This is a genomic window from Okeania sp. SIO2B9 (assembly GCF_010672505.1).
In the GTDB taxonomy this organism is placed as follows: domain Bacteria; phylum Cyanobacteriota; class Cyanobacteriia; order Cyanobacteriales; family Microcoleaceae; genus Okeania; species Okeania hirsuta.
The window spans coordinates 1-12,174 of record NZ_JAAHGK010000058.1 but is presented as its reverse complement, the minus strand read 5'-3'; the positions used below and the strand labels follow the sequence as shown (position 1 = coordinate 12,174).

Below are 12,174 nucleotides of genomic sequence, written 5' to 3'. Positions count from 1 at the left end.
TGGGCCTGTCTGCACTTTTTATCTCTCTAGGACTTATGATGGGCATTATTGGCTATCATTGGGTAGCGGGTTTGAGTTGGATAGATTCTCTAGTAGAAGCTTCGATGATTCTTAGTGGTATGGGACCAATTAGTCCCCTCTCAACTACTAGCGCGAAAGTATTTGCTTCTGTCTATGCACTCTTTAGTGGTTTGGTTTTTGTCATAGCGATGGGAATTCTTTTATCACCTTTGGTCTATAGTTTGTTAAGTCAATTTCGTGTTCATCTCAACAATGAAAACTACCAACAAGATGAGCAATTAGCAAAATGATTGAGATGTAGAACTGAAAAATAAATGTTTGCAAATCGTTACAGTTAAAGATCAACTTATAAGAGTTATCTTCTGATTTTTAATGGCTCCCAAATTGGTTCTATACTGAGATTAATCTGGCTTTCACAAAAGCTTTTTTCAAAGTTCTAACTAATCTTTGAGCTTGATGTTTATAAAGTGGTTTAGGTAATATTCCTGGCAAATTATTCATTAATTCTCTAGCTTGATTAATGCTACATCCAGAAATACCAATAATTTCATTTGCTCCTTGAAATATGGCATATTCTGATGGAGCAGATTCAATCATAACTTGCCAAGTAGGTTGTTTTATTTCGCCATTTTCAATTCTTTTTAAACCATTAATTGTTGCTAAAACAATTAGGCGATCGCCTACGGTCAATCTAATATCATCTGAAGGCATTAATTTTGATTCATTTGGTGGCTTTTGATATAATATTGTTACTACTCCATAACCATAAGCTATTTCAGCTAATATTAATCCATTTAAGGTATCTCCTGGCTCAATATTATATTCAGTTACTAATACTGTTTGATGGTCTATTCTAAATAAACTTAATATATTTTCTCCAAATGCTGCTCCGGCAAAAGCTTCTGCTACAACAGCGGAAGTACAAATAAATGTAGAATATGGTAAAAGTTTGGCTAAGTTATTGCTAAAACGTTGTTCAGAAGTACGAATTACTAAACGAATATTTGGATTAACAGCGTAACCCATTAATGCTACTTCTAGATTTAACATTTCATCATTTGTAACAGCAATAATTCCTTTGGCAGTAGTTAAATTTACTTTTTCTAGAGATTTAATTATATTACCTACAACTAGAGGAATTTGAGGGGTTATATCTGATTCAGTTGCTGTAGAACTAATTGCTACTAATTTCTGTTTAAATCCTTGTAATAAACTAGCTACTCGCTGACCAACCCTTCCTAAACCAATTATTACAACATGGTCTTGAGTCGGAATAGGATTTCTTTTGGTAAACTTAAATCTTGTACTTAACAATCTTTCTGTAATTAAACCATTCAACAAAGCTACAGAAATAATTCCTACTAATGTTGTGATTAAACTAAAAAATTGCAGCCACCAAGGAAAATTTTGCTCTAGTTTAATGCCACCAAAAATATCTCCAAATCCTCCTAGTAATAAAACTGCTGTGCTATAAAAAGCCTCTCTTAAAGTTGCCTCTGGATAGTAAAGCAAAAATAGTAATGTACCACTGAATAAGAAAATTACTAAAATTAAGGCACTAGAAAAAACTAAGTTACGAATTGGGTTTTCGTGAATCCAATTCCAATAGTTAATGACTAGATTTTTAACATCCGTTGGTTGAATTTTTAAAATTGAGTGAAATCTTTCCCATAATTTAAACTGGTTTTTCTGAGATTTTTTTTGATTACTTGTAGTAGTCAAAAAATCTGGTTTTTCAATATAAATTATTCGGTCGTTTGCTTGAATTAATTCATCACTATCCCAATCATAAAATTCTGATAATAATTGAGTATAATTAGTCGCGTAACTAATGACTTTTCGATGACGATTATTGAGCTGATAAACATGACGATTATACCAAGGCATATCTGGTTTTATTTTACGTTTGACTATCTTTATTTGATATTTTTCTAGGTAAAAAAAACCGATAATTTCTGAATCTAAAGCAGCAACGGCAAAAGCTGGTGCAGGTAATTCCGTAGGTTCAAATGCTACATAATTTCCTAGTTGTTGACCTAATAGTTGATTGAGATTTTCTTTTGCAGAACGGACTACAAGACGAATTTGAGGATTAATTAATCTTGCTGCTAGAGCGATCGCTAAATTTATTCGTTCGTTACTTGTAACAATAAGTATTGCTCGACACTGTTGAACTTGACCTTGTGTCAAAATACTAGGTTCTCTTGCATCTCCAATAATTAATTGGTTCAACTGTGAAAATAAGTCTGAAACTTCCCAATGTTGAGGTTGTATAAGATCGATGGCGTTAACAACTACACCAAACTTTTTTAGAGCAGCTACACAATGTTGTCCTAAACTACCTAACCCACATATTAAAAACCTATCTATTGATGGTGAGAATAAAGTATTAGTTGTTGAATTTGTATTGTGATATTGATTGTTAGGAGTTGATGAGGACATTGGGTATCTAATACCAAATTTCAAACACTTTTCTATGTTTCCTTGAGCAGAGGGGTGGGTAGGGACGTTGCATGCAAAGTCCCTAGACAGTAGTAAACATAAGAATAATATACACTCACTGGCTAATAATTGCTCTTAACGTTATGGAATCCTGCTAATTATTTAGTCATTCAAGTCTTGTATAAGTATACCATTCTTTTTGATAAATGGTATAATACCAAGGGTGAAAAAAAAATGTGATTAATCATAACAGGAATTAAAATATTTTTGGTCAGATATTTCTTTAGATAAAAAAGGGATATTAAAAGTAAGAAATGATATTTAAGCTATTTATTCTGACTAGGTGACTCCTAGAAAGATTCTAGCTATTTATAGCAAACATTTATTAAACTGGTATAAATTATTCATATAGCAGGCAACAAGCAACAGTGGGAAAAATTTTTCCCCTTCTAAAATTCATCATCGCTCTATACATTAACTGCTCTGGCAGTGGCTATATCATGTTTATTGGTATTATCCACTACACATAAATTGATTAATAATTTGTAGATGCTAATTATTTTTTTTGGTTGACCAACGCCATCTTAAAAAAGCAATAACTTCTTCTGGTAACAAAATTAGATGAGGTTCATCCGAGATTAATAGCAACCAGTCTTCTTTTTGCTGGAGTAGTTTCCATATAGGTGTTCTGGGATGGGATACTATCTGCCAAGAACCGAGTAAATCATGATTACAAAAAAATCCAAATTTTTGAGCATGATTGATGATTACATCTGTCATTATATACAGCTCCTAAAAGTCATCTTTCTTAGTTAGAATATATCAAATCTGCTTTAATACTTAGATCAACAATTTAAAGAGAATCGAATAATTTTATACTATTTTTATTCTTACTATCTATCAGCAATAAAGCAAATTTATTTCTCAAATATTATAGCTTTAATTTAAACTTAGTCAAGTATTTAATTTTTTTTAATGATTAACTCCATCTTTCGCTAGATTTAAGGATAGCAACTAACTTAGTAACTGCACCGATAAAATTTGTATATACAATTACTACTGTAATGTTGTATAGCAATGTGCGCTGGCATATTTACAAATTGCAGGAATTATCCAATAGCTAAAAATTTTATATTATAAGCTTTTTATTCCCCTCCTGGGAAGGGGAGGGGCGAGGGGTGGGTTCCCTATTGCCTGTTACCTGTTGCCTGTTGCCTGCGCGCAGCGCTATAACTAAGAGTGAGCGATCGCTTGTCAGAAAGTTCTACCTTTAGATATAGTCTTTATTCATCTTTGTCTGGTAAAGAACAGAAATAATATCGGCGTTGCTTAAATGTAATGATAATTAGACATCTACTCCACCCATAGGGAGTAGGCAGCTTTGCTGTAGGCAGTAGGGAACCCACCCCTCGCCCCTCCCCCTCCCAGGAGGGGAAGAATTGATAATTTCTTTGGGATATAGATATTGATTTTTGATTCTTGGAGATGTCTATTAGCTGAAGGTAAAATTGAAAAACTGATGTTTTGTGCCCAAATTTAATCTCAAAATCATTACCACTCAGCAACGCCATAATATCAAATCCGGATGATTAGTTATCCTATAGCTGAGGAGTCAGGAGTCAACCCACCCCTCGCCCCTCCCCCTCCCAGGAGGGGAACGACCGAGTCAGGAGAAAGAAAGGATTTGAATAGCATGAATTTTTAAATTCGTATTCAATAGACATCTCCTCGAAAAGAGGGAGCAGGAAGTAGGGACGTTGCATGCAACGTCCGTACAGAGCAGGGGAAATAATTGATAATTTATGGATAATAATTGATTTTATTTTTGATTATTGGAGATGTTTAATAGAAAATCTGTATTAAGATAAAGTAATTTTGCGATTACTGTATAACCGGATTTTATATAATCCCAAAAATCCAAAAGCGTTCAGCTTAGATGTAAATATAGATTGAGGTTTTTTCTAAGAAAAAAAGCGCTGTTTTGAGTATCTTCTATCCTGGTTTTTGCTACTATTTATGCTGTTTTATCTCCTTTACTATTCCCTCCATACCTTTTTAATAGTACCTGGTTTCCACATCCCAGATCAAAACACTATATAAGTATTTATTAGAACCTGATACCAGATATATAAAAATAGAATCGAGGGTAAAAATACTAGACTTATAGATTGTTTATTTGTCAGAATTCATACCAAATCCGTTTACTACAGACCACATATTTTATTGAAAAAAGCTTGATGGCTTTTATTTGACCTATTTGTGGTTTAGCTAAAGCAGATTTGGTATCAGCCGCCAACTTGCCTGTTATGGTCATAACTAGGTTATCAGCTATCAGCTTCATTAGCTTTAATTGTATGGGTTAAAAACTCAAAACAAGTTTTTCTTGTGCTTCAATTTATGGGTGGAAAATGTAGTATAAGTTAAACGAATTTTTACTTTATTCATTCAAAAACTGAATGCTCTCGCATTCCGCACCGAAGAGCTGACTGCTAATAGCTGAATGGGAGCGCATTCCGCAGGAAATGCTTACCTTTATTTAGACCATATTCTCCAATCCTTTGTTATCCAAAAACTTGAGAAAAGCTTAAGCATTCTATATTTTGATAGGCAAAAATCATGCACTAAATTACAATGTATCGAAGCTCTAATCGGCCAAATTAAAATTTCAAACAGTAATCAATTAATTGCTGATGAATCAATTCAATAATCTCAAGTCATTACAATCAGTTTCGCGACGAACAATACTCAAATTATTTACTGTTGCTTCTGCCACTGGTCTAGTGGGTTATACTAGATTTTCCAAACCACAACCAACAGTTTTTGTACAAGATAACCTGGACTTACCACGATATTTAAACAAATCTAAAAGCGTGGTAGTAGTTGGTGGTGGATTAGCAGGATTAGCTTGTGCTTATGAACTTAGTCAGCGAGGTTTTAGGGTTACTTTGTTAGAAAAATCCCCACAACTAGGAGGAAAAATTGCTAGTTGGTCTGTTGATTTTGGGGAAGAAAAATTTATGATGGAACATGGCTTTCACGGTTTTTTTCCTCAATATTACAATCTAAAAAGTTTAGTATCAGAGTTGAATATTACGGATAATTTTAAGTCTTTAGAGTTTTATTCCATGGTGTTTAGAGAAGGGAAATATGACCCAGAAGTATTTCGCCCTAGCAGTTCTGCCTTTCCTTGGAATATTGTATATTTAGCAATTTCTTCTCCTAATAGATTCAGATGGGGAATCAATTTAGTAAAGCCTAAACATTGGGAAGTTTTTCAGGCTATTGGTGGCTTTAAAGTAGAGAATACTTATCAGCAACTTGACAATTTATCTGTAGCTGAATGGGTGGAAAAAGATTTTCCTCAAGGATTGTATGATTTATATTTTTTACCTTTTGCGAAATCAAGTCTTAATGCTCCAGATAAATTGAGCGTTGCGGAGTTAATGCAGTTTTTTCACTTCTATTTTTTTGGTAATCCAGAAGGTTTAGCTTTTAATGGTACGAAGCAAGATATGGGTACAAGTTTAGTACAACCTATTACTCAAGAAATTAAAAGTCGGGGGGGCAAAATTTTTACGGATATTGGTATTAGTAAAATTAATTGGAAACAAGGTAAAGTTGATTCTATTAGCTATCAGTTAGGAGAAGCTAAAAGTCTAATTCCCTTCTGGGTAGAACGTAATTTAGAAATCAATAAACAGGATGTTGATTATTTTGGATCGAGCGATCGGCTTTTTGCTATTAAAGCTGGTTCAGATGAGGCTATTTCTCTGACTTGTACTCATCAAGGTTGTACTGTTAAATTAGCTGAAGATGACAAATTTTACTGCCCTTGTCATGGAGCAGTTTATGACAGAAAAGGAAAAGTATTAGCAGGTCCAGAAAAACGAAATTTATCGCGCTACAAAATCACTCAAAGTCGAGAATATCGGGTGCAGTTAGTTGGGATAACAGAAAATAAATCTGAGATTGTTCCTACAGAAATTCAGGCAGATTATTATGTATTTGCTACGGATGTTCCAGGAGTTAAACACTTATTTAATTTGATGGAGGGAGATGTCAATCAACAAGTAAAAGACCGGGTGAAAAAACTGAATATAGCCGATCCATTTGCTGTCTGTCGTTTTTGGTTTGACCAAGATTTTGAGTGGAAAAATAGTAATTTTACTTCTCTATCCGGCTATCAATTAACTGATAGTATTACTCTCTATCATCGCATTCAAGAACAATTCATTAAATGGCACGAAAAAACAGGGGGTAGTGTAGTAGAGTTACACGCTTATTGTTACAAAGAAAAAGAGTTTCCTACTCAGGAAAATTTACTGACAACTTTTGAACAGGAATTGTATGAAATTGTGCCTGAATTAAAGGATGCTAATATGCTGCATCGGGAATTGGTAAATCAGAAAAATTTTTCCGGTTATCCTCCAGGTAGTTATCAAGAACGTCCAGAAACTAATAGTGGCGTTGATAATTTGATATTTGCTGGAGATTGGGTAAAAATGCCATTTCCCTGTGGTTTAATGGAAAGAGCTGTTAGTAGTGGGTTATTAGCAGCAAATGAAATTCTTTCTAGAGAGGGTTTACAAAAGCGAAAATTACTATCAGTAAACCCAGAAGGTATTCTTAAAATTTGATTTTAGGGAGTAGGAGAGGGTAGTCCTGCATAGTCAGGACTTAGGCAAATTCTTAGGCAATACGCTATCTGTAGAGAAGAATGAGCATTTACCCATACGATATCAGAAAATGGAAACCTTCCGAAATCGGAGCCAGGGAGAATGAAGTCAACTTTAGTATTTCGTTTGAAGCGAGTCGGAAAATGGAAACCTTGTAAGAGGAGCAAGTCATGGATATGTTCATTGTAGGTTCATTAGTGATATTGGGGGGGAAGTCTTGTACTTGATGCCTTTCAATATAAAAATTTATTTTTAAATCAAAGCTCAAACAATTTGATAGTTAATATTTTTTGAAAAAAAATTTTTCAATGATGTAGGTTCGGAGCTATATACGGGAGGGATGTTTTGCCAGAGATATAATAATAAAAAAAGAATACTATATGATAGAAAATGATAGAAAAAGAAAAAAGAATAACTATATGAGCAGAACAAGTTATAGTAATCAAGGCTCAGAAAAACTGAAAAAATACTGGAACTCTACAGAGACAGCAAAAAACTATGTTAATATTGCTTCTGTTTTAGCTGGATTTGCTTTTACTGCTGTTGTGCTTGTTGTACAAAGTACTATCCCAATGCCCAATAATACTTTACTGCGTGATTGGTCAAGTATAGCGTTTCTTATCGGTTTTTTTGGATGTGTGGTCTCATCATTTACTTTTTCAGTAATAGTAGGGGAAGAAGAAATTTTTCCTAGATCATTTGCTTTAATGCTGTTGGCAGGAGGGGGGTTTGCCATTTCTGGTATTTATCTATTTTGGGGTCTAGCAATACTTATCAAACTATTTCTTACTGCGGATATTGCTTCTGTTTCAAAGTGGATTTTTGGAGGAAGTTTAATTCTTATTCCTATGTATCTAATTTCAAGTGCAGCAGATATATTAATAGCCAACAAATTGTATAATAATAGACAAGAAACAATAAGTAAAAAAAAATATTTTTATCTTTTTATAGCCGGATATTTTCCAATTTTAGTTGGAATATTCTTTCAATTTATTTTATCCAGACAGCCAGTATCAAGCTTTTCTCCAATTTTTAATTTATCGATAATTTTTTCACTCGCACTTATCATTTTAGGAAATGCAATCGCATTTTGGGTATCACATAAAAATGATAGTTTTAGGCTTGATTTCATACCAATCTTATTCTGGATATTTTTACATTCCTGCATCTTTGGATTACTAACTATATTACTTCAATAAATTAGGATAATTTACATGGAAAATATACCTTTAGGTTCACACCTTATCTGCAAATCTGAGTTTTATGAACATCATGGGATATATGTTGGGAATGGCGAAGTGGTTCACTATGTGGGGTGGGGTGACAAGGTAATACATAAAAAACCAATCGCTAAAACATCTATAAATATCTTTCACGATGGAGATCCTTGCTTTATTCTTTCCCATCCATGCAAATGTGAATATTGTCAATCACAACAGAATGGAAAAGAAGTCGTAAATGGAAGAGAAGTTGTACAAAGAGCATTATCAATGTTGGGCGAAGACAAATACCATCTCGTATACAACAATTGTGAACACTTTGTAATGTGGTGTCTTTATGGTTCCAAAGCAAGCGAACAATCAGACCTAGGATGGCAATTAGTTGGTACAGCTATACTGACTGCGTATGCTGTATCACCCTTACCCCCTCCCTTTGGATTAGGAATGGGATTGCCTGCACTTGCCGCTGGTCTGTATGTGCTTGGGACTCGTGGGACACCCTTCATTAGAAAAGGTATTGCAACTTCAACCGTATTGTCGTTAGAAAAACATGATTATCATAAACTTGCTATCAATGAATCCTGTAGCTGCAAGACGCTGAAGAGAATAAATTGATCCAAATAAGTATTTGTAGGTTGGGTTGAGGTAACGAAACCCAACATATCAGGGAGTTGGGTTTCACTTCGTTCTACCCAACCTACTTTAAAAGAAAATTGTCAAATGTTTTTCTATCTGTCATAGCAGGTTGAGCGCCTGATTTCGTAACACATAAAGCACCAGCAACAGCACCCCATTTCACAGCATCTTTTAATGACAAACCTGTATCCAATGCGGCTGCTAAACCACCATTAAAAGCATCACCCGCGGCCACAGTATCGATCGCTTCTACTACAAAAGCAGGTTGAAAAAATGTTTCCTCTTCAGTTGCACAAACAACTCCCCGATCGCCTATTTTTACCACAGCATTTTTCACACCACGCTTACATAATTCAATAGCTGCCTGAGTAGCAGTTTCTCGATCGTTTACTGTAAACCCAACCAGTTGACTTGCTTCAACTTCATTAGGAGTGATAATATCAATCAAATTATAAAAATCATTGGGAAATTTTTCTGGCATTGGTGCTGGATCGAGAATAACTTTCACTCCCATTTTTTGAGCTACTTTTGCTGCACTCATAGCAAATTCTAGGGGAATTTCCAACTGTAAAAGTAAAGCTGTGGCATCCGATAGCAAATTTCTCAGGCGTTCCACATCTGTATTATTAATACTATGGTTAGCACCAGGAACAACAATAATGCTATTTTCCCCACGAGCATCCACAGCAATAACCGCTACCCCCGTATGAATATTCTGATCAACTACCACTCCTGTTGTGTCAACATTAGCAGTTTGCAAACTTGTCAGAAGTTGTTGCCCAAAACTATCATTTCCTACCCGCCCCACTATTGTTGTTGTAATGCCAAGACGAGCAGCAGCAACAGCTTGATTTGCTCCTTTACCACCACCTGCCGTCAAAAAGTTATTGCCATTAATAGTTTCTCCTGGAGTCGGTAAGCGGAGAGTCGTTGCAATCAAGTCAATGTTAATGCTGCCAAAAATAATTATGCTCATAAAGTAATATCATGTCCGGTTGAATACTTATTATTAAAATAGCAGGGGAGCGGGGGAGTGGGGAGTAGGGGAGTAGGGAAAATATAAAGATTTACTGTTTAAGCACTCTGGATAAGTTTTTTCCAGATCGCTCTTATCCGGACATGATATAAATAGCGAAACTACCCTAATCTGATCTTCTGATTTGTTACTAAATCAATGGGGAGAGGCGATCGCTAAATCCTGAGTTTATCTAAAATATGGCGTTGCTGAATTGAAGTATGAATGCGCCCAATTTTGGGGGACTTTTAGAGTTTTATTCCCCCCAATTATGGGGGGTTAAGGGGGCAAAATCATATCCAGAATCAGCAACGCCTAAAATATAATAACTAAAACGTTACAGCTTCTAAATTCTTTTAATTATGAAGAGGTAATATTAACAATATGTAGTTTAGCCAGACTAATAATAGGAGCATTGATACTAGTATTATTCATAATTTAGGTATAAAAAAAATAATAAAAAAAGTATAATTATAGTCAATAATTAACAGTAACTATCCCCGGTTAAAACACCTATCCCTTATAAGGAACTCCTGAAACCCTTGTGGGAGGGTGGGGAGTGTGAGGAGGGTGGGGGTGTGGGAAGCAAGGATTTTGTCTACAGCCCTCAAAAAAGTGTATTTTTAAATACAATTTTCTCCCAAAAAAGCCGCTCCCATACCTATACATAGCTTGTCTTTTTTGTCAAGTTTTATGTTAAGAAAGATGTTTATAAAGCTTATGTTAAAACACGGGGGCTTTCAACGTCGCTTTTCGGTAAAAAATGACTATCTTGAGGAGATGGCTATCGCTCCCCAAAAGATACTTATAGTCAGTGCTTGAGAATTTTTGGAGATGTCTAATACCATTTCTCATGCATTCTTGCTATATCTCCTTGAGAGTAGGGAGTAGGTAGTAGGGTAAAAAGAGATAAGATATCTTGGTTGAATGCCGATAATAGTCATAAATATGATTCAACCATTATTATTACTTAATAACTGAAGTTCCATGGGAAGTATAGCATTATTTTTGGGAATTGGTATAATACTTGCTTCATTAATTAAAAAGCTTTCTAACTTCTTCCTTCTTCCTTCTTCCTTCTTCCTTCTTCCTTCTTCCTTCTTTATTCTAACTATAATTACCACTAACTGGTGTAATAGGAATTTCAATTATGAACTCTGCACCTTTTCCAATTTCAGAAATACAACTCAAATTCCCCTGATGTTTTTCTACTACAATTGAATAGCTAATTGATAACCCTAAACCTGTACCAGTACCCACTGGTTTAGTAGTAAAAAATGGGTCAAAAATCTTGGATAACGTCTCAGAATTAATACCACTGCCATTATCACTAATTTTGATTTTTACTGTGTTTAACTCTGTCACTTCAGTAGAAACTGTAATAGTAGGTTTATGGTCAAATTCCTGTTGTTTATCTCGCAAAAATGCTAAAGCATCAATGGCATTACTGAATAAATTCATAAACACCTGATTCATTTGAGAAGCATAACAGATAACTTGTGGCAACTGACCATAATTTCTGACTATTTCCACTTCACGTTTATCTGACTTTTCCTTAATACGAGTATGTAAAATTAGAAATGTACTATCGATACCTTCATGGATATTTACAGGTTTCATTTCTGCTTCATCTAGACGTGAAAAGTTACGGAGAGAAATGACAATATCTCGAATACGTTCAGCACCTACGTTCATGGAATTTAAAAGTTTTTGTAAATCTTCTACGATAAATTCCAATTCGATTTCCTCAATTTCATCTTGAATTTCTTCTACAGGTTCAGGATAGTTTTCTTGGTATAAATCAATCAAATTAAGTAAATCAGAAACATATTCAGTAGCGGGAGAAAGGTTTCCATAAATAAAACCGATAGGGTTATTAATTTCGTGGGCTACTCCTGCCACTAATTGTCCTATGCTAGACATTTTTTCACTTTGAATTAATTGATATTGAGTGCGTTGTAGCTGTTGTAATGTTTGCTCTAGTCGTAGATTTTTTTCATTTAATTCTTGAGTTCTTTCTTGTACTTTCTGCTCTACAAAAGTATATAAGATTGCATTTTCTAAAGACACTGCTACTTGAGATGATAAAAGCCTTAATATTTCCAAACGTTCTGGAGTAAATGCACCTGTAATTAAGTTATTTTCCAAGTACAAAACTCCGATA

Annotated in this window: 11 protein-coding genes; 4 read left to right on the top strand and 7 right to left on the bottom strand. The window is 34.6% G+C overall.

Annotated elements, in window-relative coordinates; translation table 11 throughout:
- A partial coding sequence (locus F6K13_RS04035; protein ID WP_287286871.1) for a hypothetical protein occupies positions 1 to 311 on the top strand: 311 nt, incomplete at its 5' end.
- Between the two features lie 100 nt (positions 312 to 411).
- Here the strand turns inward: F6K13_RS04035 and F6K13_RS04030 are convergent.
- The 4 genes from F6K13_RS04030 to F6K13_RS04015 all read right to left on the bottom strand — a co-directional run bounded on the left by F6K13_RS04030 (position 412) and on the right by F6K13_RS04015 (position 4,777).
- On the bottom strand, positions 412 to 2,463 hold the full coding sequence (locus F6K13_RS04030) for a TrkA family potassium uptake protein (RefSeq protein ID WP_287243246.1): 2,052 nt from the start codon (positions 2,461 to 2,463) through the stop codon (positions 412 to 414).
- Positions 2,464 to 3,015: 552 nt separating this feature from the next.
- Complete coding sequence (locus F6K13_RS04025) at positions 3,016 to 3,243, bottom strand: hypothetical protein (RefSeq protein WP_124144119.1); 228 nt, start codon at positions 3,241 to 3,243, stop codon at positions 3,016 to 3,018.
- 503 nt (positions 3,244 to 3,746) lie between these two features.
- Positions 3,747 to 4,034, bottom strand: coding sequence for a hypothetical protein (locus F6K13_RS04020; protein WP_287286870.1), 288 nt, complete (start codon positions 4,032 to 4,034; stop codon positions 3,747 to 3,749).
- Positions 4,035 to 4,642: 608 nt separating this feature from the next.
- Entirely contained in the window at positions 4,643 to 4,777 is a 135-nt protein-coding gene (locus F6K13_RS04015; protein ID WP_287286869.1) for a hypothetical protein, read from the bottom strand.
- A 376-nt stretch (positions 4,778 to 5,153) separates the two neighbouring features.
- Between F6K13_RS04015 and F6K13_RS04010 the strand changes: the two genes are divergently transcribed.
- From F6K13_RS04010 to F6K13_RS04000, 3 genes are all read left to right on the top strand, one after another.
- Positions 5,154 to 7,100, top strand: coding sequence for an FAD-dependent oxidoreductase (locus tag F6K13_RS04010; protein ID WP_287286867.1), 1,947 nt, complete (start codon positions 5,154 to 5,156; stop codon positions 7,098 to 7,100).
- Positions 7,101 to 7,519: 419 nt separating this feature from the next.
- Positions 7,520 to 8,338, top strand: a complete 819-nt coding sequence (locus F6K13_RS04005) for a hypothetical protein (protein ID WP_124147242.1) — start codon at positions 7,520 to 7,522, stop codon at positions 8,336 to 8,338.
- A 15-nt stretch (positions 8,339 to 8,353) separates the two neighbouring features.
- The gene (locus F6K13_RS04000; RefSeq protein ID WP_124147241.1) at positions 8,354 to 8,974 is read left to right on the top strand and encodes a lecithin retinol acyltransferase family protein; all 621 of its coding nucleotides are present in this window, start codon (positions 8,354 to 8,356) and stop codon (positions 8,972 to 8,974) included.
- 82 nt (positions 8,975 to 9,056) lie between these two features.
- Here the strand turns inward: F6K13_RS04000 and rbsK are convergent, their stop codons facing one another.
- From rbsK to F6K13_RS03985, 3 genes are all read right to left on the bottom strand, one after another.
- The gene (gene rbsK, locus F6K13_RS03995; protein WP_124147240.1) at positions 9,057 to 9,971 is read right to left on the bottom strand and encodes a ribokinase; all 915 of its coding nucleotides are present in this window, start codon (positions 9,969 to 9,971) and stop codon (positions 9,057 to 9,059) included.
- Between the two features lie 992 nt (positions 9,972 to 10,963).
- Entirely contained in the window at positions 10,964 to 11,134 is a 171-nt protein-coding gene (locus F6K13_RS03990; protein WP_161564703.1) for a hypothetical protein, read from the bottom strand.
- Positions 11,118 to 12,174, bottom strand: a 1,057-nt coding sequence (locus tag F6K13_RS03985; RefSeq protein ID WP_287286865.1) for a sensor histidine kinase, incomplete at its 5' end; no start/stop codon positions are given. The genes F6K13_RS03990 and F6K13_RS03985, both read right to left, overlap by 17 nt.

Bases quoted from the DNA above. Each gene is read 5' to 3' on its own strand.
- rbsK (WP_124147240.1), bottom strand. From the start codon at position 9,971: ATGAGCATAATTATTTTTGGCAGCATTAACATTGACTTGATTGCAACG.
- F6K13_RS04025 (WP_124144119.1), bottom strand. From the start codon at position 3,243: ATGACAGATGTAATCATCAATCATGCTCAAAAATTTGGATTTTTTTGT.
- F6K13_RS04005 (WP_124147242.1), top strand. From the start codon at position 7,520: ATGATAGAAAATGATAGAAAAAGAAAAAAGAATAACTATATGAGCAGA.
- F6K13_RS04015 (WP_287286869.1), bottom strand. From the start codon at position 4,777: ATGACCATAACAGGCAAGTTGGCGGCTGATACCAAATCTGCTTTAGCT.
- F6K13_RS04030 (WP_287243246.1), bottom strand. From the start codon at position 2,463: ATGTCCTCATCAACTCCTAACAATCAATATCACAATACAAATTCAACA.
- F6K13_RS04010 (WP_287286867.1), top strand. From the start codon at position 5,154: ATGAATCAATTCAATAATCTCAAGTCATTACAATCAGTTTCGCGACGA.
- F6K13_RS04020 (WP_287286870.1), bottom strand. From the start codon at position 4,034: ATGGCGTTGCTGAGTGGTAATGATTTTGAGATTAAATTTGGGCACAAA.
- F6K13_RS04000 (WP_124147241.1), top strand. From the start codon at position 8,354: ATGGAAAATATACCTTTAGGTTCACACCTTATCTGCAAATCTGAGTTT.